We start from the raw sequence: 21,290 nt of genomic DNA on the forward strand, positions 1-21,290 counted from the left end.
GGAGGTACCGATGCTGCCAGTGAACCCGCCCGCTCGACTCCTCATGGGGCCGGGGCCGATCAACGCCGACCCGCGGGTGCTGCGTGCGCTGTCCACCCCGCTCGTCGGGCAGTACGACCCGTGGATGACGTCCGCGATGAACGACACACAGGCGCTGTACCGGCAGGTGTTCGGCACCGTCAACGACGCGACCGTGCTGGTCGACGGCACCTCGCGCGCCGGCATCGAAGCCGCGCTCGTGTCCCTGCTCGCGCCGGGGGACCGCGTGCTCGTGCCGGTGTTCGGTCGCTTCGGACACCTGCTCGCGGAGATCGCCGGGCGCGCTGGGGCGGACGTCCACACGATCGAGACCGAGTGGGGCCAGGTGTTCCCGACCTCGGTGATCGAAGACGCGATCGTGCGCACGAAGCCGAAGGTCCTCGCGATCGTGCAGGGTGACACCTCGACGACGATGAACCAGCCGCTCGACGAGCTCGGGGCGATCTGCGACCGGCACGGCGTGCTGTTCTACACCGACGCCACCGCGACCATCGGCGGCAACCCGCTCGAGGTCGACGCGTGGGGCATCGACGCCGTCAGCGCCGGGCTGCAGAAGTGCCTCGGCGGGCCGTCCGGCAGCGCACCGCTCACCCTGTCGCCGCGCGCCGTGTCGGTCCTCGACGGTCGTCGCAGCGTCGAAGCCGGCATCCGCGAACCCGGCGACGAGGTCTCCGACGAGCCGATCCGGTCGAACTACCTCGACCTCGCGATGATCCTCGACTACTGGGGCCCCCGGCGCCTGAACCACCACACCGAAGCAGCGTCGATGCTCTACGCCGCGAACGAGTGCGCGCGCATCCTGCTCGAAGAAGGACGCGACGCCGTCGTCGCGCGGCACGAGCTGGCCGGGCGCGCGATGCTCGCCGGGGTGGAAGCCCTCGGGCTCGAGGTGTTCGGCGACGTCGCGCACAAGATGCACAACGTCGTCGCGGTCTCGATCCCGTCCGAGGTCGAGGGCGACGCCGTGCGGGCGTCGCTGCTCGAGGACCACGGCATCGAGATCGGCACGTCGTTCGGGCCTCTGCACGGCAAGGTCTGGCGCATCGGGACGATGGGCTACAACGCCCGCAAGGACGCCGTCGTGACGACGCTCTCGGCACTCGAGCAGTCGCTCCGTCGCGGCGGGTTCTCCGTGCCGCAGGGCGGTGGCGTGGACGCGGCGCTCGACACCTACGCGGGAGCACGGCCGTGACCGTCGACGCCGCGACGATCGTCGCGCGGTGCGACGAACTCGCCGCCGTCACCGCCACGCCGGGCCAGATCACCCGCGTCTACCTGTCGCCGGAGCACGCCAGGGTGAACACGATCGTCGCGCGCTGGATGCAGGACGCCGGGATGACCACGTGGCAGGACGACGCCGGCAACCTGCACGGCAGCGTCCCCGGCGCCACGGACGACGCCCCCGTGCTGCTCGTCGGCTCGCACCTCGACACCGTGGTGGACGCCGGCCGGTACGACGGCATCGTCGGGGTGCTCATGGGCATCGCGGCCGTCGCCCGCATCCGCGCCGAGCACGGCACGCTGCCGTTCGGCATCGAGGTGATCGCGTTCTCCGACGAGGAGGGAACGCGCTTCGGCAAGGCGCTGCTCGGGTCCTCGGCGGTCGCCGGGGTGTGGGACGACGCCTGGTGGGAGCTGACCGACGCCGAGGGGGTCTCCCTCCGGCAGGCGTTCACCGACTTCGGGCTCGACCCGTCGCGCGTCGGGGACGCCGCGGTGGACCCGTCGCGGCTCGTCGGGTACCTCGAAGCGCACATCGAGCAGGGGCCGTACCTCGAACAGGCCGACCAGGCACTCGGGGTCGTCACGAGCATCGCCAGTGCCCGCCGCTTCACGGTCGAGGCCGTCGGGGAGGCCCGGCACGCCGGCGGCACCCCGTACGAGCGCCGACACGACGCACTCCTGGCCGCCGCCGAGGCCGCACTCGCCGTCGAGCGGATCTGCCGGGCGTCGCAGCACGTCGGGACGGTCGGCACGATGACGGTCGAACCGGGTGCCGTGAACGTCGTCCCCGGCCTTGCACACTTCTCGGTGGACCTGCGGGGCGAGTTCGACGACGGACGCGACCGGGTGTGGGACGAGATCACGAAGGCGTTCGCGCTGATCGGAGAGCGCCGCGGCGTCAGCGTCGAGCCGACCGAGGTGCACCGGGCCCCTGCCGTGTTCTGCGCGCCGCGCCTGATGGACGCCGTCCGGGCCGGGATCGTCGCCACGGGTTCGCCCGCGCCGATGGAGCTGTTCTCCCGCGCGGGGCACGACGCCATGTCACTCGGGCTCGTCACCGACGTCGCGATGCTGTTCCTCCGGAACCCCGACGGCATCAGCCACCACCCGGACGAGTTCGTCTCCGAGGCCGACATCGCCCTCGGGCTCGACGCCCTCGTCACCGCGATCACGACCCTCGCGGCGGAGGCCTCGTGACCGCCGCCCAGCCCGACGTCCGCGGGCGCATCGACGCCGTGTGGGAGCAGCTCTCGCCCGCCGAGCGCCGTGTCGCCGCGATGGTCCGCCACGACCCGGAGCTCCTGCTCGTCGGGACCTCGGCGCAGCTCGCCGCCGAGTCCGGCACCTCGAAGGCGACGGTCTCGCGGCTCGTCCGGTCCCTCGGGTTCCAGGACGCCGCCGAGGTCCGGCAGGAACTCATGTCGGCACGGGGCAGCGGGTTGCCCTGGGCCGCGGAGGACGCCGCGCACGTCGACCAGCGTGCCGTCGAGTCCCGGAACCTCGACGCCGCGTTCGCCTCGCTCGCCCGCGCCGAACGCCCCCGTCTCGCCCGGCGCATCATGCGGGCGCGCCGGGTCCTCGTGTTCGGGGAGCGCGGCGCGCACCCGATCGCGCTGCAGGTCCGTGCGCAGCTCGCACAGGTCCGTCCGGACGTCCGGGTCGGTCCGGCACCCGGGCAGCGCCTCGGGGAAGAGGTGGCGGACCTCGATCGCCGGGACCTCGTCATCGTGGTCACCGTCCGGCGGCACGCGGCGGGCATCGACCGGCTCGTGCGGCACTGCGTGGCATCGGGCGCGGACGTCGTCGTGATCGGGGACCCGACGGCCGCCGTCATCGCCGCCCCCGCTGCGACGACGATCCTCTGCCCGGTGGACTCGCCGTCCGCGTTCGACTCGCTCGCGGCGCTGTTCGCCGTGGTCGCCGCGATCGCGAACGACGTCTACGAGGCCTCGGGCCCCGCCGGCCGTGCACACGTGGACGCCGTCGCAGCGGCGTACGACACGCTCGGGGAGCTCGCCGGCTCCTGACCGGCGCCCGGGCCTGCGTGCCGAAACGACCCATCACGTCCGCAATGGGAAGCCGAATCGCGCGTAGAGGGCCGGAAAGTCCGACCTCCTACGCGCGATTCGACCTCCTACGCGCGATTCGACCCCGCAGGCCCGCGGAGCTCGGCGCCGAGCGACGCGTTGCGGGCGCGGATCAGTGCGGGCATGTACCGCGCCAGCACGAGCCGCTCGGCGATCACGCCCAGCGGGCCGAGCGGTGCCCGGAACTCGATCTCGTCGACCATCCGCGTGCCGTGACCCGACCGCTCGAACCGGTGCTCGTGCCGGAACCGGGCGAACGGACCACGGACCTGTTCGTCGACGAACCGGTGTGGAGCCTCCAGGGCGGTGATCCGGCTGGTGAGCCGCCAGACGATGCCGAAGTGCCGCGCACGGAACGTGACGGTCTCGCCCAGCGTGATCCGGCCGCTCGTCGTGCCGGCCACGGCACGCTCCCCGGTGCCGGCCAGGGACCGCTCGTGTGCCCCGATGTCGAGCGACAGCGCGAACGCTCGAGCGGGCGGCGCGTTGAGCTCGGTCACGATGCGGAACGACACGGTCATGCCCCGATCCTCCCGCAGTGCAGGATGGTCACGTGGCATCGACGATGGAAACCGCCAGGAGGCTCGCCCCCGGTCTCGCGCTCGCCACCGGCATCGCCGTGGTCGCCACGGTCATCGGCCGGTTGCTGCCCGTCGTCGGGGCGCCGGTCAGCGGCGTGGTGCTCGGTGCGGTCATCGGCATGGTGCGTCGTCCGGCCGACTCGCTGAAGCCCGGGATCACGACGGCGTCGAAGTTCGTGCTGCAGCTGGCGGTGGTGCTCCTCGGTGCGCAGCTGTCGCTCGCCGAGGTCGCCCGCGTGGGGGTGGAGTCGCTGCCGGTGATGCTCGGCACACTCGTCATCTGCCTGCTCGCGGCGTGGGGTGTCGGGCGGCTGCTCGGCGTCGTCGGCAACCTGCGGACGCTGATCGGCGTCGGGACGGGTATCTGCGGCGCCTCGGCGATCGCCGCCGTGACGCCCGTGATCGGTGCGGTGTCGGTCGAGGTCGCGTACGCCGTCTCCACGATCTTCCTGTTCAACGTCGCCGCCGTGATCGTCTTCCCGATCGTCGGGCACGCCCTCGGGATGAGCCAGCACGCGTTCGGGCTCTTCGCCGGCACGGCCGTGAACGACACCTCGTCGGTCGTGGCGGCCGCGAGCACCTACGGCACCCAGGCGGCGAACTTCGCGGTCGTCGTGAAGCTCGTCCGGACGCTGATGATCATCCCGATCGTGCTCGGGTTGGCGTGGTTGGTCGGGCGGCGTGAGCAGGCGGCAGCGCGACTCGCGGCTGCGGACGACGGCGTGCCGGCGGCCGATCGGCCCCCGTGGACCCTCCGCCGGATCGTGAAGCTCGTGCCCTGGTTCCTCATCGGCTTCGTCATCGCTGCCGCCGTGAACTCCACCGGCGTCCTGCCCGGGCCAGTGCACCCCGCCATCTCGGCGATCGCAGCGTTCCTGATCACCGTCGCACTGAGCGCGATCGGTCTGTCCACCGACGTGGCCGGGTTCCGCCGCGCCGGGTTCCGACCGCTGGTGCTCGGGCTCGTGCTGTGGCTCGTCGTGACCGGGTCGAGCCTGGGCCTGATGGCACTGACCGGAGCGCTGTAGCGTCGAGGGCATGACTGCTCCGTTCCCGGTGATCGACGGCCACAACGACCTGCCGTGGGAGCGGCGCGAGTCCCACGACTCCGGTGTCGAGGGCATCGACACCGAGGAGTCGTCGCTCCACACCGACATCCCAAAGCTCCGCGCCGGCGGTGTCGTCGGGCAGTTCTGGTCGGTGTTCGTCCCCGCCGACGAACCCGACCCGGTCCGCACGACCCTGCAGCAGATCGACCTGGCGCACCGGATCATCGCGCGGTACCCGGACGACCTCGCGCTCGCCCGCACCGCCGCCGAGGTCCGGGCCGCCGTCGAGTCGGGACGGATCGCGTCGTTGCTCGGCGCCGAGGGCGGGCACTCCATCGGGGACGACCTCGCCGTGCTCCGCGACTTCGCCCGGCTCGGCGTGCGCTACATGACCCTCACCCACAACGACGACACCCCGTGGGCCGACTCGGCGACGGGCGCCCGCGCCCACGGCGGACTGACCGACCGCGGCCGACAGGTGGTGGCGGAGATGGAGCGGATCGGCATGCTCGTCGACCTCTCCCACACGGCACCGTCCACGATGCGGGACACCCTCGACGTCGCCACCCGGCCCGTCGTCTTCAGCCACTCCTCGACGATCGCCGTGAACGACCACCCGCGGAACGTCCCGGACGACGTCCTCGCGCGGCTGTCCGACAACGGCGGCGTCGTGATGATCACGTTCGTGCCGAAGTTCGTGTCGCGTGCGTGGGCGGACTGGGAAGAGGCGGGCTCCGTCGGCGAGGGACCCCTCGTCACGGTGTCCGACATCGCCGACCACGTCGAGCACGCCCGGGACGTCGCAGGAGCCGCGCACATCGGCATCGGTGGCGACTACGACGGCACCCCCGTGCTGCCGCCGGACGTCCGGGACGTCTCCCGCTACCCGGTGCTCGCCGAGGAGCTGTCGCGCCGCGGATGGCGTGCGTCCGACCTCGAGGCGTTGGCCGGCGGCAACGTGCTCCGCGTGCTCGAGGCCACCGACGATCGTTTCGCGCTGAACGCGTAGCGCGTCAGCCGTACGTCGGGAACTGCGGCCAGCCGTCGGGGCTGTCCTCCCAGTCCTGCTGTCGTCCGTACACCGTGCGGTCCATGACGTGCGCGACCGGCATGATCGCCTCGGTCCCGCGCGCGGTCGTCGAGTACGTCAGGTAGGGCACGCCGTCCCGGAGCAGGTAGTACGAGTAGCCGGGGACCGGCCCCTCCGGCTGCGTCCAGCCCCAGTCGTCGTGGTAGCTCGTCGCGCCGGACGACACCCACGTGTGCGGCCAGCCCCGCGCCGCCTTCCACGCCTCGAGCTTCTCGATCGGGGCCTGCGCGATCATCGCGAACGCGATGCCCTCGTCCGCCAGCCGACTCATGTCAGCGGGCAGGTTGTCGGCGCCCCACGTGCACGCCGGGCAGGCCTCGTCCCACTCCGGGGCGTACATGACGTTCTGCACGAGCAGCAGGTACTTGTCGCCGAAGAGCTCGGTGAGTCGCACGGGGCCGTCCGGACCGGTGAACTCGTAGTCGTCGACCTGCACCATCGGGAGCCGCCGTCGTGCGGCTGCGACCCGGTCCCCGTGCCGCGTGAGGTCCTTCTCGTCCTGCACCTGCGCGTCGAGTGCTGCGTCGAACGTGGCACGGTCCACCACCGGTGGTGCGGCCTCGGGTTGTGACTGCTGGAACATGCCGACCTCCTCGTCGTTGCCGCGCAAGGTACTCGGCTCGCCGACATCGCGTCTGCCGTGCATTCCGAAAACTCGCGGATCCGATCGAAGCGGGCCCAGGCTTGCCCGATGGAGGACGACCACCAGCTGCCACCGGACTACACCGAGACCGTCGAGCTCATCAGCGCACGGGTCTCGAACACACGCGGACGCGTGCAACTCGCCGCGAACGCGCACCTCATCCACCTCTACTGGGCCATCGGCTCCGTGCTGCTCGAACGCTCGAAGCAGAGCGGGTGGGGGAGCCGGGTCCTGCCGCGACTCGCTGAGGACCTCCGACGCCGGTTCCCCACGATGAAGGGGTTCTCGGCGACCAACCTCAAGTACATGCGCCAGCTCGCGGCCGCTTGGCCTGAGGAGCGCTCATTAGGTCAACAAGCTGTTGACCAATTGCCCTGGGGACACATCACGCTGCTGTTCGGAGTCGACGCGCGAGAGCGGCAGTGGTACATCGACCAGGCGGTTCAGCACGGGTGGTCGCGCAGTTTGCTCAGCCACAACGTCCGGAACCGACTCGCCGGCAGGACCGGGGCAGCGAACACGAACTTCGGACGCTTGCTGGATCCAGAAGGCGCGGACCTCGCCCAGCACGTCACGCGCGACCCGTACGTGCTCGACTTCCTGGCGCTGGACGGCGACCGGGATGAACGGGCGATGGAGTCCGCGATGGTCGATCGGATCGCGGAGACGCTGCGGGAGCTCGGCACCGGCTTTGCCTTCGTCGGTCGTCAGATGCAGTTCGACGTCGACGGCAACGACTTCTTCGTCGACCTGCTGTTCTTCCACGTCGAACAGCTCCGGTACGTGGTCGTCGAACTCAAACGCGGCGACTTCTGCCCAGAGCACGTCGGGCAGCTCTCCTTCTACGTCGCCCTCGTGGATGACCGGCTCCGCTTGCCGACACACGCGGACACGGTGGGGCTGCTCCTCGTCGCGGGCAAGAGCGACGCCGTCGTGCGGTACGCCCTCGGCACGTCCACAGCACCTGTCGGCGTCGCGAGCTACGACCTCCTGCCGCCGGAGGTCCAGCGCGCACTGCCGTCGGAAGCCGATCTGCGTCGAGCGCTCAGTGGAAGCGAGAACGAGCGGTCGTGAGGGTAGCCGCGCTGTCGCCACGGCGGGACGGACCGGAGGCGCGAGCCGACCTGGGTGGGTGGGGCGCGTCATGGACAGGGCCGGGTCGGGTCCGGTGGCTAGGATCGGGCGCACACCGCGCCTCCAGGAAGGGTCGCGGACTCGACCCGAGTGAGGACGGACCGGATGAGCGGCACCATCTACGACAACATCTCCCAGGCCTTCGGCAACACCCCGCTGGTGAAGCTGAACCGGCTTCCAGCCGAAGGCGGGGCAGAGGTCCTCGCGAAGCTCGAGTTCTACAACCCCGGCGCCAGCGTCAAGGACCGCCTCGGCGTCGCGATCATCGACGCGGCAGAGGAGTCCGGGGACCTGAAGCCGGGCGGCACGATCGTCGAGGGGTCGTCCGGCAACACCGGCATCGCGCTCGCGCTCGTCGGGGCCGCTCGTGGGTACCGGGTCGTCATCACGATGCCGGAGACGATGAGCGTCGAACGTCGTGCCCTGATCCGCGCGTACGGTGCCGAGATCGTGCTGACCCCGGGGTCGGAGGGCATGAAGGGTGCGGTGTCCAAGGCCGCGTCGATCGTCGAGGAGACGCCCGGCGCGATCCTGGCGCACCAGTTCGAGACCGCCGCGAACGCCGCGATCCACCGGAAGACCACCGCCGAGGAGATCCTCCGCGACACCGAGGGACATGTCGACGTGTTCGTCGCGGGCGTCGGTACCGGCGGCACGATCACCGGTGTCGGGCAGGTCCTCAAGGAGCGTGTGCCCGGCGTGCAGATCGTCGCCGTCGAGCCGAAGGACTCCCCGCTGCTGACGGAGGGCAAGGCCGGCCCGCACAAGATCCAGGGCATCGGTGCCAACTTCATCCCCGAGGTGCTCGACCAGTCCGTCATCGACGAGGTGTTCGACGTCGAGCTCGACGACGCGTTGCGGGTCGCCCGTGACCTCGGGACGCAGGAGGGCATCCTCGCCGGCATCTCGTCCGGTGCGATCATCCACGCCGCGCTCGTGATCGCCGCGCGCCCGGAGAACGCGGGCAAGCGCATCGTCGCCATCGTGTGCGACACCGGCGAGCGCTACCTGTCGACCGTGCTGTTCGAAGGGCTCACTGCGTGACGCATCGCCGACGTGGCGTGCTGCGGACCGTCCGGGAGGACCTCGCCGCAGCACGCCGAGGTGATCCCGCTGCTCGCGGGGACCTCGAGAACGCCGTCGTCTACTCGGGGCTGCACGCGATCTGGGCGTACCGGTTCGCCCACAAACTGTGGATCGCGGAGGGGCTGCCCGGCTCCCGGTTCGCGGCACGGGTCGTCGCGCAGACCGCCCGCGCCCTGACCGGCATCGAGATCCACCCCGGGGCACGCGTCGGGCGACGGTTCTTCATCGACCACGGCATGGGTGTCGTCATCGGGGAGACCGCGGTCGTCGGCGACGACGTCCTGGTGTTCCACGGCGTGACGCTCGGCGGTCGTGGGGGAGCGCACGGCCCCGGCGCGAAACGGCACCCGACCGTCGGCGACCGCGTCGTGCTCGGCGCAGGGTCGTCGCTGATCGGGGACATCACGGTGGCGCACGACTCCGTCGTGGGCGCGAACACCGTCGTGACGAAGGACGTCCCGCCGCACTCGGTCGTCACCGGGGTCGCCGGCACCGCCCGTCCGCGGTCCGGTGGCGAGGGCGTCCCGACGCTGTAGGCGCGCCGCCGAATCCGCGAGACGCCGCCGGACCCGCGAGACGCCGCCGGATCCGGGGGCGTCTCGACACGGCCGGGGCGTCTCGGCCGAACGGGGTGCTGTCGGCGGTGTGGGGCATGCTGGGGGAATGGACGGCACGGAGCTGCACGAGGTCGCTGCCCGCACCGCGCTGGCGCTCCCGGCGACCGAGGAGACCCAGCCCTTCGGCGAAGGCGCGTTCGTCTACAAGGTGGTCGGCAAGATGTTCGTGATGACGTCCGAACTCCGCGGGGTGCCGATCGTGAACCTCAAGTGCGCGCCGCCGCACGGCGCCGCACTGGTCCGTGACCACGAGGAGATCACGCCGGGGTGGCACATGAACAAGCGGCACTGGATCACGCTCGCACCAGGGGACGGCATCGACGAGACCGTCGTCGAGGACCTCGTAGCGAACGCCTACGAGCTCGTGGTCGCGGGGTTGCCCGTGGCGAAGCGGCCCATCGATCCGGCACGCCGACGCGGGTCGGACTGACGGCGCCGGGGCATCTGGCAGGCTGTGGCCATGCAGTGGCGCAACGACCGGACCGTGCTCGAAGCCGCGACGGCGGTGGCCGAACGACTCGGCGGTGACGTCACCCACACCGTGGCGTCGGCTGCGATGGACCTGTCCGGCCGCGTGCACACGGCCGTGAACGTCTCGCACTTCACCGGAGGCCCGTGCGCGGAACTCGCCGTCCTCGGTGCCGCGGCAGCGGTGTCCGACGACCCGATCATGACGATCGTCGCGGTCGCCGATGCCGGACGCGGGGTCATCCCGCCGTGCGGTCGGTGCCGCCAGGTGTTGCTCGACCTGCAGTCCCAGGTGCTGGTGCTGATGCCGGGGGACGGCGACGACGACCCGGTGGGGACCCCCGTGCGCGATCTGCTCCCCGGCGCCTACGACTGGCCGGACGCCCGTGCCCAGCGGGTCGTGCGGTTCGCCGGGCGCTACCACGATGACGTGCTGGCTGGACGGAAGACCGCGACGATCCGGTTCCGCGATCCGCAGGGCATCGGCCCGACGACGTTCGTGTTCGAGGACGAGCACGCCGACGGGTTCGTGACCGCCGACGCCGTGGTCGACTCCGTGACGGTGAAGCGCGTCCGCGAGATCGACGACGCCGATGCCCGGGACGAAGGAGTCGGCGACGTGGCGGCGCTGCGCGACGGGCTCACCGGGCACTACCCACAGCTGGGTGACGACGACCTGGTCGAGGTCGTCCGCTTCCGGGTGGTCTAGACAGCGATCCTGGCGAGGACCTTCGTCACGTCGCGCTGTACCTTCGGCGCGAGCGGCCGTTCGCTCGCCAGGACGGCCCGTGCCTGCTCCGGGGTCATCCCCGCGAACATGTCGCCGATCGTGACGCCGTGGTCGGGGCGCTCGACCACCGTGATCGGGTCGCCCGCCGCGACCGGTCCGGACTTGACCACCCGGAAGTAGGCGCCGGGTCGGCCCTCCTCGGTGAACCGCTTCACCCACTTGTCCACGCGGAGCCGGCGAGCGAAGGTGCCGCAGGGGATCCGCGGGATCGTGACCTCGAGCAGCAGGGTGTCGCCGACGAGCCAGCGTTCGCCGGTCACGGCCCCGGTGACGTCGATCCCCGACGTCCGGAGGTTCTCGCCGAACAGCCCGGCGGGGATCGGACGGTCGAGCAGGGCGGCGAAGTGGGCGGCGTCCTCGTCGGCGTACGCGTAGACGGCCTGGTCCTCCCCGCCGTGGTGCTTCCGGTCCGCCTGCACGTCGGCGTAGAGGCCGAGGGGTCGGACGCGGACCGGTCCGTCGACCGGACGCTTGTCGATCGCGGTGATCCCGATCGTGCCGGAATCGGGCAGCAGACGGTCGACGCGGCAGACGGCGGTGACGAGCGACATGGGACCAGGATGCCCGAGATGTGTGACGAAGTGCAGTCTGGACGCGTCACATCCGTGAGCGCAGCCCGCTCGCAACTCCGACCAGTAGAAGGAAACCGTGCACCACCCACCACCCAGGACGGCTCTCGTCGACCTCGACGACGGTGTCCTCGCCGGACGGTCGGCCGACGGCGACGTCCGTGCCTTCGAGGTCCTCATCCGCCGACACACGCCGCTGCTCCGCGCGTACGCACGCCGGACCCTCGGTTCGACGGACGAGCTGGACGACGTCGTGCAGGAGACCTTCATCACGGCCTGGAACCGCCTCGACGCCCTCCAGGACAACGCGCACGTGAAGGCGTGGCTGATGCGGATCCTCAGCCGGAAGTGCATCGACCGCATCCGAGCGCGCCGGGACCACGACGACGTCACCGAGCTCGAGGTCGCTGCCCCGTCCGACGACGCGCCGGAACGCGTCGCCGAGGCGCGCGACCGTGAGCACGCTGTCGAGGTCGCCCTCGCCGAGCTCCCGGACGCGCAGCGGCGGTGCTGGCTGATGAAGGAAGTGCTCGGGTACCGCTACGAGGAGATCGCGGAGGAACTCGACGTGCCGCTCTCGACCGTCCGCGGGCTGTTGTCCCGTGCCAGGAAGAACATGATCCGTCTGATGGAGGGATGGCGATGACCGCCGCACCCGAACCGCTCGAGCCCGACCGCGTGGTGCTCGCCGCCCTCGAGCCGGAGGACCTCGACGGACACACGATCGACGAGCTCGCCGACTACCTCGACGCCGGCATGCAGCCGGCCGACCCGGACATCGACGACTCACCGGCCTGCCAGAACGCGCTCGCAGCGATCATCCGGCTGCGGCAGGTGTCGTTCGGCTCGCTCGAGGCGGCGGCCCTGGCGGAAGCCCCCGCTGACGAGTCGTGGATCGGTGGTGTCCTCGCGAACATCTCGCTCGAGGCCCGATCCGGCCGCGACGTCCCGCTCCGCGCCGAGGCAGCGACGGAACACCCGGTCATGACCGAGGGAGCGATCCGCTCGCTGGTCCGTCGAGCAGGTGACGCGGTTCCGGGCATCGTCGTCGCACGCTGTTCGATCGACGGCGACGTCACCGTGCTCGCGGCCCCGGTGCGGGTGACCGTCGAGGTCGCGATCGTCGCCGGCCCGTCCATCCCGACGACCGCCGACCTGGTTCGCGCCGCGGTGGACTCGGCGCTCGCCGAGCACACGGACCTTGTGGTCGAGGCGATCGACGTGGTCGTCCGTGACCTGATCGAGACGACGTCGGAGGAGGAACGATGAGCGAGATGCAGGACGACGACGTGCAGCCCCAGGAGACGGGATCGGCCGTCGCCCTGGCCTCGATCGAGACGGCCGTGCTGGGGGTGGCCGGTGTCGCCGACCTGTTCCACGCGAAGCCGACGCTCGGCAGCACCGCGAGGTCGGTGCGGCACCTGACGACGCCGGCATCGGCGCCACGGATCGTCGTCGACGGTGATGTGCTCCGCGTCGTCATCGGGACCGACGGTGTCGTCCCGGCGCCGCAGGTCGCACGAGCGGTGCACGACGCGGCCCTCGCCGAGGCGGCGCGCAACGGTCTCGTGCTGGCTCGGATCGACGTCCGCGTCGCGCGAGTCGGCTGACAGGCGGGTCCTTGCACGCGCGCGGGAGCGACATCGTCGTTGTCGTACGACAGCGATCCTGTCGTTCCTGCGCGTCCGCAACTGTTGCAGCCGCGCGGTAGCGACAGACACGCTGTCGTACGACAGCGATCCTGTCGTTCCGAGTCGGCACCGACGCGCCACCCACCGACGCGCCACTCGCCCGCCACACACCACGCACCACCCGCGCGGCACCCACGCACCACCCGCCCCTCACCCACGCGCCCTCGCGTCAGCGACCTCGAGCACCACGACGATCGCGGCGACGAGCAGCGCGGTCGCGACGAGCGACAGCTCCGGCACCGCGACGGTCGCGAGGACGGCGAGCGTCAGCACGACGACCACGGTGTTCCACCCGACGGACAGCGACGGCCGGAGGGCCAACGCCCAGATCGCGAGGACGAACAGCGCGACGGGGACCGCGATCGTGGCGGCGACCGACGCGTGGGACAGGTCGGCCTCGCCCGCGTCGGCGCTGACCGCGACCTCTATCCCGGCGGGCACCGCGGCAGCGGCGGCGAACACGAAGTAGTGCCCGTAGCCGAACACCAGCGCGCTCGGCAGGCCGCGGATGTGGTCGTGCTGCTCGTGCGAGAAGTAGATCCACCAGAGGCCTGCGACGATGACCAGTCCGCCGGCGGCCAGGACGAGCAACGGCCCGAGGTGCTCGGCGTGCCGGAGGCCGTCGATCACGGCGCTCGCGGACGCGACGAGCCCTTCACCGAGGACGATCAGCGTGAACAGCGAGTACCGCTCCGCGATGTGGTGCGTGTGCCACGGGGTGGTGTGTGCCCGGGACTCGGACCAGACCGGCACGAGGACCTCGAGCAGGACGAGCACCGGCGCGACGAACCGCGGCCATCCCTCTGGCAGGAACAGCATCGCGACCCAGAGCGCCTGCACGACGGTGATGCCGAGGGCGTAGTGGAGTGCGGTCGCCCGGTACTCGGACGTCGATGCCGCGACACGGATCCACTGCCCGACGAGTGCGAGCCGCATCACGACGTACCCGATGACGACGATCGTGAACGACCCGTCCTGCATCGCCGGGCCGACGCCGGCGGCGAGCACGAGGACACCGGCCATCTGCACGAACGTCATCACGCGGTACAGCCAGTCGTCGGTGTCGAACGACGTCGCGAACCACGTGAAGTTCAGCCACGCCCACCAGATCGAGAAGAACACGAACGCGAACGACACGATCGCGGAGGAGATGTTCCCCTCGGCCTCGATCTCGTGGAGGTTCGTCGCGGCGAACCCGACGGCCACGACGAAGACCAGGTCGAAGAGCAGCTCGAGCGGGCTGGCGGCGCGGTGTCCCTCTGCGGGGTCGCGCGGCCGCATGCGGCGGAGTCCGATCGTCGTCACCGTGCATGCCTACACGACGGCGGGTGCCGTGCGCGATGGCGACACGACCTGCGGGCTCACCACGGGCCGTGGTCGCGCCCGGCGACGGACGGGAGGCCCGGTGCGGCGCCGCACCGCGCCTCCCGTCCGGCGCTGGCCGCGTCCAGGGCACGTCCGTTGCGTCCGCAACGAACGACAGCTCCCTCGTCGTACGACAGCGACGCTGTCGCTGCCGAGCGCCCGCAACTGTTGCAGACGCCTGACGACGACAAGGTCGCTGTCGTACGACAGCGACCTTGTCGTTCCGGGTCGGAAGGGGGAGGTGGCGCGGGCGGGGTCGAGAGGGGGAGGACCAGACGACCCGGGCAGCCGATCAGTAGAAGTTGGTCGCCTGCGAGTGGCTCCACGCCGCGCATGGCGTGCCGTAGGCGTCCTTGATGTACTGCAGCCCCCACGTGACCTGGGTGGTCGCGTTGTCGGCCCAGTCGGACGAGATCGTGGCCATCTTCGAGCCGGGCAGCGCCTGCGGGATGCCGGTCGCACCGGACGGGTTGTACGCCTTGTAGTTCCATCCGGACTCCTTGGTCCAGAGGCTGTTCAGGCACTGGAACTGGTCGGAGCCCCATCCGTACTTCGACGACGCGAGGGCGCTCGCGGTGGCCTTCGCCCCTGCAGGGGAGTTCGCCGCCGCCTGTGCTGCTGCCGCGGCCTGCGCTGCCGCTGCCGCATCGGCGGCCGCCTGCTCCGCGGCGGCCTTGTCCGCCGCTGCCTTCGCCGCAGCCGCCCTCGCGTCGGCGTCCTGCTTGTCCTGGTCGGCACTCGCCTGGGCGACGTCCTGGGTCGTGTCGACGGTGGACGCGATCCGCTCGGACAGGGCACCGCCGGAGAGCTTCGCGGGGTTCGACAGCGACGAGATCTGCTGTTCGAGCTTCGACGTGTCCGTCTTGTCGTTGGCGTTCTCGACGACGGTCTTCGCGGTCGCGACGGTCGCCGCTGCCTGGGCACGGTCGAGGGCGGTGCCGCTGAGTCCTGGGGTGGGGCTCGACGTCGGCATGCCGACGGCCTCGGCGAGTGCCGGCTGTGTCGTGACCGTGAGTGCACCGCCGGCGATCGCGAGGACCGCTGCACCGCTGGCGATGAGCACGCCGCGCTTGCGGAGGGTGCGGCGGATCCTGCGGCTGGGAGAGTCCAAGGCTGCTCGGCGCGTGCCGGTCGTGGTGGTGGTCGGGAGGTCGGGGTTCTGTCCTGTCATCGATTCCGGTGGTTCGGGCGGTTCGTACGTGCGCCTTGCGTCATCGCGAGAGAGCACCGAGAGCCGGTGTGCGACCGGACGGTGGTGTGGGGCCCGTCCGTTCGCCGAGTGGGCAGCCGTGTGGGGCGGCCGCCGCGATGGCGAAGCGGCAACGATGACGGGTCACCCTGGACGGTCCGTCCGGGAACACTGGCAGAACCGTCCGTCCACCCGTCGATAACGGTTCGGTAACGGCCTGATCAGGCCGTGGAGCTGTGGGTCTCCTGGGTGACCTGGCCCTGAGCCACGCGCTCGAGTGCTCCGAGGGCGCGGGCGATGTCGTCGACGTCCTCGGTGGGGAGCTCGGCGATCAGCGACGCGACGATCCCGGTGCGCTCCGAGCGGGCGAGCTCGACCGCCGCGATGCCCTCAGGTGTGGCGCTCACCATGAACGCGCGGCCGTCGGTCGGGTCGGCCTCGCGGGCGATGAACCCGCGCTGCTCGAGCTCCGTGAGGATGCGGGTCATAGTGGGCTTCGTGACCACCTCGAGCCGCGACAGGTCGCCTGGGCGCAGGGGTCCGTCGCGCTGGATCGTCGCGAGCGCCGACACGATCCCGTACCCGAGTGCGGCGGAATCGGTGCGTGCCCGACGGTTGATGCGGCCGACCGCCGCGGCGAGGCGCGCGGCGATCTCGGTGCGGTCCGTCTGCCCCGTGTGCGGTTCGGGCTGGCGCTGCGTCATCTGCTGCTCCGGGGTCGTCGTCGAGCGGTCGTGGCGATGCTACCGGCTGCCCGGATCGCGTCGCTGGGAGCGTGCCAGGGGCGTCGCGCGGGGAGACACACGAAGGACGAACCGCCCGCCCCGGGGTCCGGTACGGGCGGTTCCTGTACGGCTGCTCAGTGCAACACGGGAACGACGAGCAACACCGGATCGATGCGGCTCAGTGCTTCTCGCCGGGGAGCTGGTGGATCGCCTCGGTCGCGAGTTCGGCCTCGATGTTGTCGCCGTTCTCGGTCGCGGTGCGGAGGCGCTTGAAGTCCGCCGTCATGCGGTCCCAGTCGACGAGCTCGTCGAGGTTCGGCAGACGCAGACGGAAGGCGAGCCCGTCCATCGTGTCGATGCAGACGCGCCGCAGGTTCTCGTTGCCGCACTCCTCGACGTAGAGGGCGAAGACCCCCAGGGCGTCGGTGTTGACGCCCTTGACGTCGTGCGACTCGAGTTCCTTGATCGTCTTGTCCAGCGCCGCGAGGATCTTCTTCCGCGAGGCGGTGCCCAGTCGCGGCACCGCGAGCCGGACCACGCCGCCGAAGAGCACGCCGAGGGTCTGCAGCGCCTCGATCACCTCACCGGGGTCCGGCGTGGTGACACGGGTGTAGCGGTTCGGCGCCATCTCGATGAGCCCGGCGCGGGCGAGCTGGCTGAGGGCTTCGCGGATGGGGGTTCGCGAGACGCCGAGCCATGCGATGAGCTCGTCGTCGTTGAGCCGCTCACCGGGCTCGAGCGTGCCGTCCATGATCGCTTCGTGGATCTTCTGACGGACGGTGTCGCGGAGCAGCTGGTGTTCGGTCGGGGCGCTGCTGGGGACCGGCATGTTGTGTCCTTCGGATCGGGGGCTCCGCACCTGTTTCGGGATCTGTGCGGACGCATCGGTCACGATACCTGATATGCGAACGGCGTTCCGGTCGGTTCCGGGAGTGTCACGTACCCGTCGACGGGTTCGGCCCGAGCAGGTCCGTCGTCCGGCGGTCCTCGGCCCCGCCCCACCACCGGTCGAGCACCGATCGGAACGGCCGGGGATCCTCGGCGACCGCGGCGAAGAGCGTCATCGACGACCGGAGCTTCAGCGCGTCGACGCCGCCCACCAGCTCCTCGACCGAGCGCGCGGGCGCGGTGCCGGCTGCCTCGGCGGCGGCGAGCAGTCGCGGGCCGAGCACGGGGTGGGCCAGGTAGGCGCGGGCCTCGTCGGCGCCGGAGATGCCGTAGCGCTCGGCGGTCGGGCTGTGTCCGAGGCCGCGGAGCTGGGGGAACACGAACCACATCCAGTGCGACGACTTCCGGCCCCGGGCGAGTTCGGCGAGCACGGCGTCCTGGACGCCGTCCTGCGCGCGGACGAAGCGGTCGAGTGCGAACGGGTCGCTCATCGGACGACGTCACCCCAGCCGTAGCGGACGGTCGTGCCGTCGAGGACGAGGAGCGAATCCGGTGCCCGGTCGAAGAGCCCCGGCATGCCGACGGCGTCCGGCAGGTCGCCCTCCAGCCGTTCGAGCGTCGCCGAGCGGAGCACGAGGGGCTGGTGCTCCCGCTGCCAGAAGACGGTCTGCGCGAGGTGTCTGGCGTGGATCCCCGCGCGCGTGGTGAGCTCGGCGCCGAGTGGTGAGGAGTCGGTGGCACCGGCCACGACGCGGACGAACGCGGCGTGGCGGGGGCGAGCCGGGCCTCCCGGCCGTGCGCGACGCAACCGATCAGGGTGCCGCACCGAGCGGTACCGCAGCGCGTCCCCTCGCCGCTTCCCCCTGGCGTGCGCGAACGCGTAGGGGACTCCGAGCAACGCGTGCGCCGCCACGATGGCCGGGACGTTCGCCGTGTCGATCGTCCGGTAGGCGACCCCGTGCCGACCGCGGTCGTCGACGGTGAGGATCTCGATCGTCACCTCGGTCATCGTGCCCAGACGACCCGACGGTGGGAACGGTGGCACGCGCGTCTCGCGGAACACGTAGGCGCTGAGCCCGGCCCATGCACTCCCGTCCACCACGTCCGGTCGGGTCCCGCGGGGGACGAGCCGGGCGAGCGACGCCGGGTCGTGCCGCCAGTGCGCGAAGACGACGTCCTCCCAGGCGTGCACCGTGACCGGACGGTGCAGGAGCGGCTCCGCGGCCCGACTGTCCGGCGAGGGGGTCATCGGCGTGGGGCTGACCGGCCGACGCGGAGCGCCCAGGACACGAGCGGTGCCTGCAGGGGCAGGCGGAGGACCGACACGATCCGCATGGTGCGGGTCGACCGCGGGCTCTCGAGCAGGTCCTTCGCCATCTTGACGTTCGCGGGGAACACCGCCACGAAGAGGGCGGCGGCCGCCATGCCGGCCGCGCGGCGGGTGGCCGGGACGGCGAGTCCCGCGGCGATCCCGAGCTCGGCGACGCCGGAGGCCAGCGTCGTGGTCCGTGGGGGCAGGCCCTCCGGGACGATGCGGTCGTAGCCGCGCGGGCGGAGGAAGTGCGTGACGCCGGCGCCACCGAGGATCACGGCGAGGAGTGCCGCCGTCCGGTTGGCGCGTCTGGCGCGTGCTGAGCGTCGTCCCATGGCACCATCGTGGCCCGCGTGCCCGTCGACGCTCTCAGAGCCGGCCCAGGATCCGGCCAGCGCCGCGGTCGGGCGGGCACGGGGCCGGGGCGGGTCAGGCCAGCGCCGCGGCCGGGCGGGCACGGGGCCGGGGCGGGTCAGGCCAGCGCCGTCGCGACGAGGTCGAGGACGACGGCCGCGACCTCCGCCTTCGTACCGGAGGCGGCGCGCACCACCTCGCCGCCGGGGACGATGACCTCGATCGCGTTCTCCTCGCGCTCGAACCCCTCTGACCAGCCGACCCGGTTCACCACGAGCATGTCGGCCGGCTTCCTGGCGATCTTCGCGCGGCCGAGCTCGATCCGGGCATCGCGGTCCGGTTCCGTCTCGGCGGCGAAGCCCACGACGATCTGCCCGGTCCGGCGGTTCGCCACGAGGTCCGCGAGCACGTCGGGGTTCCGCACGAGCTCGAGCGTCATCCGGTCGCCCTGCGCGTCCTTCTTGAGCTTCTCGGCGCGGACCTCGGCCGGTCGGTAGTCGGCGACGGCGGCGGTCATCACGACGACGTCCGCGTCCGCTGCCGCGGCGTGCACGGCCTCGGCGAGTTCGAGCGCCGACCCGACCTGGACGACGTGCGCATCGAGTCCTCGGGTCAGGCCGCCGTCGACGTTCGCGCTGACGAGGGTCACGTCGGCGCCACGGGCCGCGGCCGCGGTGGCGATCGCGACGCCCTGTCGGCCGCTCGAGCGGTTGCCGACGAAGCGGACGGGGTCGAACGGTTCGCGGGTGCCGCCGGCGCTGACGACGAGGCGGACGCCGGACAGGTCGCCCTGCTCGCCGCGGGCGGTCGTTGCGGTCGTCCCGGTCGTCCCGGTCGTCCCGGTCGTTCCGGTCGTTCCGGCCTGGAGGCTCGGCTCGCCCCCGTCGGGTCGTCCCGCGTCCGGCGTCTGCCCCAGCACCGCCAGGGCGGCCGCGACGATCGTGTCGGGTTCCGACATGCGCCCCATACCGGCGTCGTCGCCGGTGAGGGCCCCGACCTCCGGGCCGACGACGTGCACGCCGCGCTCGCGGAGGGTCGCGATGTTCGCCCGGGTCGCGGGGTGCTCCCACATCTGCGGGTGCATCGCCGGCGCGACGACGACGGGTGCCTCGGTCGCGAGCAGGGTCGTGCCGAGCAGGTCGGGGGCGAGGCCTGCGGCCATCCGCGCGAGCGAGTCGGCGGTCGCGGGTGCGACGACCACGAGGTCGGCCCGACGTCCGAGCGACACGTGGCGGACCTCGGCGACCTCCTCGAAGACGCTCGTCGAGACGGGGTTCCTGCTGAGTGCCTCGAGCGTCGGGAGCCCCACGAATCGCAGGGCGCCCTCGGTGGGGACGACGTGCACGTCGTGCCCGGCCTTCACGAACTCCCGGACGACCTGGACGGCCTTGTACGCCGCGATGCCCCCGGTGATCCCGACGACGATGGTCCTGCGCTGCTGCGGTGCGTTGGTCACGTCGGCCACGCTACCCGGCGGGGCGTGGCCGGAGCGGGCGTGTGCTGGGCACGGGTGCCGGCGTGTGCTCGGCACGGGTGCAGGCGTGTGCTCGTGCTCGGGCGCGCATGGCAGGATCGGCTCCATGTGCACCGTCGTCGTCCGTGTCGAACCGGGCTCGGCGTGGCCCGTCACCGTGCTGGCCATGCGCGACGAGTCCCCGACCCGCCCGTGGGACCCACCGGCGGCGTGGTGGCCCGACCGCGACCCCGGGCTGCGCGGTGTCCGCGACCGCGAGGCCGGCGGTGCCTGGCTGGCGGCCTCGGACGAGGGCGGGCTCGCGGTCGTGCTGAACCGCTGGGAGGACGTCCCCTCCGCCGACGGTACGTGGACCACGCGTGGGGTGCTGCCCGTCGACGCGGTGGCCGACGGCGTGCTGCCCGGCCACGACGACACCGTCCCGACGACCAGGGCGTTCAACCTCGTCCGTGCCACGTCGTCCGGGGCGTCGGTGATCTCATGGGACGGGTCACGGGTCAGGACGACCGTGCTCGAGCCCGGCGTGCACATGATCACGCACGGCGAGCCCGATGATCCGGCAGCGCCGCGGATCGGTCGCTGGCTCGAGCCCTTCCGCGCCGTCGACGCACCGGTCGGGCCGCCGGAGCTCGCTCCGTTCGACGAGCTCCGCGCCGCCGATGCCGGGACGGACGCCGGGGACGGCTGGAGCCCCTGGTTCGGGGTCCTCGCCGCCTCGGCCGCGCTGCCGTCGGACGATCCCGACGCGATCCTCCGCGACGCGCACGAGCCCGAGGGACACTTCGCGACCCTGTCGATCGTGGCCGCGGCCGTCGGACCCGGGCGCACCGTGTTGCAGCACGCCCGCCTGGCCGACCCGGGCGACATCGACGGCAGCGTCGAACTCCACCACGCCTGACGCGGGGGTGTCACCGG

Annotated in this window: 25 protein-coding genes; 14 read left to right on the forward strand and 11 right to left on the reverse strand. The window is 71.8% G+C overall.

Annotated features, from left to right (window positions below; genetic code table 11):
* The first annotated feature begins 10 nt into the window (after positions 1–10).
* The 3 genes from ACIPJ2_RS14890 to ACIPJ2_RS14900 are packed head-to-tail and all read left to right on the forward strand — an operon-like array spanning position 11 to position 3,290.
* Positions 11–1,231: an alanine--glyoxylate aminotransferase family protein gene (locus ACIPJ2_RS14890; protein ID WP_281265257.1), complete on the forward strand. Its 1,221-nt coding sequence runs from the start codon at positions 11–13 to the stop codon at positions 1,229–1,231.
* Positions 1,228–2,460 (forward strand): allantoate amidohydrolase, encoded by a 1,233-nt coding sequence (locus tag ACIPJ2_RS14895; RefSeq protein ID WP_402729471.1) that lies wholly within the window; start codon positions 1,228–1,230, stop codon positions 2,458–2,460. The genes ACIPJ2_RS14890 and ACIPJ2_RS14895 overlap by 4 nt, the downstream gene beginning before the upstream one ends.
* Entirely contained in the window at positions 2,457–3,290 is an 834-nt protein-coding gene (locus ACIPJ2_RS14900; protein ID WP_402729472.1) for a MurR/RpiR family transcriptional regulator, read from the forward strand. The genes ACIPJ2_RS14895 and ACIPJ2_RS14900 overlap by 4 nt, the downstream gene beginning before the upstream one ends.
* 107 nt (positions 3,291–3,397) lie before the next feature.
* Here ACIPJ2_RS14900 and ACIPJ2_RS14905 read toward each other — a convergent pair whose 3' ends face one another.
* Positions 3,398–3,871, reverse strand: coding sequence for an SRPBCC family protein (locus tag ACIPJ2_RS14905; RefSeq protein WP_402729473.1), 474 nt, complete (start codon positions 3,869–3,871; stop codon positions 3,398–3,400).
* Between the two features lie 32 nt (positions 3,872–3,903).
* On the opposite strand from ACIPJ2_RS14905, the gene ACIPJ2_RS14910 reads away from it, so the two are divergent.
* Entirely contained in the window at positions 3,904–4,959 is a 1,056-nt protein-coding gene (locus tag ACIPJ2_RS14910) for a YeiH family protein (protein ID WP_402729474.1), read from the forward strand.
* Positions 4,960–4,969: 10 nt separating this feature from the next.
* Positions 4,970–5,989 (forward strand): dipeptidase, encoded by a 1,020-nt coding sequence (locus tag ACIPJ2_RS14915; RefSeq protein WP_402729475.1) that lies wholly within the window; start codon positions 4,970–4,972, stop codon positions 5,987–5,989.
* 4 nt (positions 5,990–5,993) lie between these two features.
* On the opposite strand, the gene ACIPJ2_RS14920 is transcribed toward ACIPJ2_RS14915, so the two are convergent.
* Positions 5,994–6,653 carry a DUF899 family protein gene (locus ACIPJ2_RS14920; RefSeq protein WP_402729476.1) on the reverse strand — a complete coding sequence of 220 codons (660 nt, stop codon included), beginning with the start codon at positions 6,651–6,653 and terminating at the stop codon, positions 5,994–5,996.
* Positions 6,654–6,761: 108 nt separating this feature from the next.
* On the opposite strand from ACIPJ2_RS14920, the gene ACIPJ2_RS14925 reads away from it, so the two are divergent.
* The 5 genes from ACIPJ2_RS14925 to ACIPJ2_RS14945 all read left to right on the forward strand — a co-directional run bounded on the left by ACIPJ2_RS14925 (position 6,762) and on the right by ACIPJ2_RS14945 (position 10,727).
* Complete coding sequence (locus tag ACIPJ2_RS14925) at positions 6,762–7,787, forward strand: YhcG family protein (protein WP_402729477.1); 1,026 nt, start codon at positions 6,762–6,764, stop codon at positions 7,785–7,787.
* A 165-nt stretch (positions 7,788–7,952) separates the two neighbouring features.
* The gene (gene cysK, locus ACIPJ2_RS14930) at positions 7,953–8,891 is read left to right on the forward strand and encodes a cysteine synthase A (protein ID WP_402729478.1); all 939 of its coding nucleotides are present in this window, start codon (positions 7,953–7,955) and stop codon (positions 8,889–8,891) included.
* A complete protein-coding gene (gene epsC, locus ACIPJ2_RS14935) occupies positions 8,888–9,469 on the forward strand; it encodes a serine O-acetyltransferase EpsC (RefSeq protein ID WP_402729479.1) in 582 nt (193 codons plus the stop codon). The genes cysK and epsC overlap by 4 nt, the downstream gene beginning before the upstream one ends.
* Positions 9,470–9,596: 127 nt before the next feature.
* On the forward strand, positions 9,597–9,980 hold the full coding sequence (locus ACIPJ2_RS14940) for an MmcQ/YjbR family DNA-binding protein (protein ID WP_281265246.1): 384 nt from the start codon (positions 9,597–9,599) through the stop codon (positions 9,978–9,980).
* A gap of 30 nt (positions 9,981–10,010) precedes the next feature.
* The gene (locus ACIPJ2_RS14945; RefSeq protein WP_402729480.1) at positions 10,011–10,727 is read left to right on the forward strand and encodes an ASCH domain-containing protein; all 717 of its coding nucleotides are present in this window, start codon (positions 10,011–10,013) and stop codon (positions 10,725–10,727) included.
* Here ACIPJ2_RS14945 and ACIPJ2_RS14950 read toward each other — a convergent pair.
* Positions 10,724–11,359, reverse strand: a complete 636-nt coding sequence (locus tag ACIPJ2_RS14950) for an MOSC domain-containing protein (protein ID WP_402729481.1) — start codon at positions 11,357–11,359, stop codon at positions 10,724–10,726. The genes ACIPJ2_RS14945 and ACIPJ2_RS14950 overlap by 4 nt on opposite strands.
* A 97-nt stretch (positions 11,360–11,456) precedes the next feature.
* On the opposite strand from ACIPJ2_RS14950, the gene ACIPJ2_RS14955 reads away from it, so the two are divergent.
* The 3 genes from ACIPJ2_RS14955 to ACIPJ2_RS14965 are packed head-to-tail and all read left to right on the forward strand — an operon-like array spanning position 11,457 to position 12,987.
* Positions 11,457–12,023 (forward strand): RNA polymerase sigma factor, encoded by a 567-nt coding sequence (locus tag ACIPJ2_RS14955; RefSeq protein ID WP_281265243.1) that lies wholly within the window; start codon positions 11,457–11,459, stop codon positions 12,021–12,023.
* Complete coding sequence (locus ACIPJ2_RS14960; protein ID WP_281265242.1) at positions 12,020–12,646, forward strand: hypothetical protein; 627 nt, start codon at positions 12,020–12,022, stop codon at positions 12,644–12,646. Before ACIPJ2_RS14955 ends, ACIPJ2_RS14960 begins: the two co-directional genes overlap by 4 nt.
* On the forward strand, positions 12,643–12,987 hold the full coding sequence (locus tag ACIPJ2_RS14965) for a hypothetical protein (RefSeq protein WP_281265241.1): 345 nt from the start codon (positions 12,643–12,645) through the stop codon (positions 12,985–12,987). Before ACIPJ2_RS14960 ends, ACIPJ2_RS14965 begins: the two co-directional genes overlap by 4 nt.
* A gap of 231 nt (positions 12,988–13,218) precedes the next feature.
* Here ACIPJ2_RS14965 and ACIPJ2_RS14970 read toward each other — a convergent pair whose 3' ends face one another.
* From ACIPJ2_RS14970 to ACIPJ2_RS15005, 8 genes are all read right to left on the reverse strand, one after another.
* On the reverse strand, positions 13,219–14,373 hold the full coding sequence (locus ACIPJ2_RS14970) for a low temperature requirement protein A (RefSeq protein ID WP_402729482.1): 1,155 nt from the start codon (positions 14,371–14,373) through the stop codon (positions 13,219–13,221).
* Positions 14,374–14,725: 352 nt separating this feature from the next.
* On the reverse strand, positions 14,726–15,544 hold the full coding sequence (locus ACIPJ2_RS14975) for a hypothetical protein (RefSeq protein ID WP_402729483.1): 819 nt from the start codon (positions 15,542–15,544) through the stop codon (positions 14,726–14,728).
* Between the two features lie 299 nt (positions 15,545–15,843).
* Positions 15,844–16,326 (reverse strand): MarR family winged helix-turn-helix transcriptional regulator, encoded by a 483-nt coding sequence (locus ACIPJ2_RS14980; protein ID WP_402729484.1) that lies wholly within the window; start codon positions 16,324–16,326, stop codon positions 15,844–15,846.
* Between the two features lie 199 nt (positions 16,327–16,525).
* On the reverse strand, positions 16,526–17,176 hold the full coding sequence (locus tag ACIPJ2_RS14985) for a GntR family transcriptional regulator (protein ID WP_402729485.1): 651 nt from the start codon (positions 17,174–17,176) through the stop codon (positions 16,526–16,528).
* Between the two features lie 106 nt (positions 17,177–17,282).
* Positions 17,283–17,726 (reverse strand): DUF1810 domain-containing protein, encoded by a 444-nt coding sequence (locus ACIPJ2_RS14990; RefSeq protein WP_402729486.1) that lies wholly within the window; start codon positions 17,724–17,726, stop codon positions 17,283–17,285.
* Positions 17,723–18,484 carry a YqjF family protein gene (locus ACIPJ2_RS14995; RefSeq protein WP_402729487.1) on the reverse strand — a complete coding sequence of 254 codons (762 nt, stop codon included), beginning with the start codon at positions 18,482–18,484 and terminating at the stop codon, positions 17,723–17,725. The genes ACIPJ2_RS14990 and ACIPJ2_RS14995 overlap by 4 nt, the downstream gene beginning before the upstream one ends.
* The gene (locus ACIPJ2_RS15000) at positions 18,481–18,882 is read right to left on the reverse strand and encodes a hypothetical protein (RefSeq protein WP_402729488.1); all 402 of its coding nucleotides are present in this window, start codon (positions 18,880–18,882) and stop codon (positions 18,481–18,483) included. Before ACIPJ2_RS15000 ends, ACIPJ2_RS14995 begins: the two co-directional genes overlap by 4 nt.
* Before the next feature lie 137 nt (positions 18,883–19,019).
* Positions 19,020–20,357, reverse strand: a complete 1,338-nt coding sequence (locus ACIPJ2_RS15005) for a bifunctional phosphopantothenoylcysteine decarboxylase/phosphopantothenate synthase (protein ID WP_402729489.1) — start codon at positions 20,355–20,357, stop codon at positions 19,020–19,022.
* A gap of 124 nt (positions 20,358–20,481) precedes the next feature.
* Between ACIPJ2_RS15005 and ACIPJ2_RS15010 the strand changes: the two genes are divergently transcribed.
* Positions 20,482–21,273 carry an NRDE family protein gene (locus ACIPJ2_RS15010; RefSeq protein WP_402729490.1) on the forward strand — a complete coding sequence of 264 codons (792 nt, stop codon included), beginning with the start codon at positions 20,482–20,484 and terminating at the stop codon, positions 21,271–21,273.
* Positions 21,274–21,290 lie beyond the last annotated feature (17 nt).

The sequence above is a fragment of the Curtobacterium sp. NPDC090217 genome, from assembly GCF_044746705.1.
Classification (GTDB): Bacteria; Actinomycetota; Actinomycetes; order Actinomycetales; family Microbacteriaceae; genus Curtobacterium.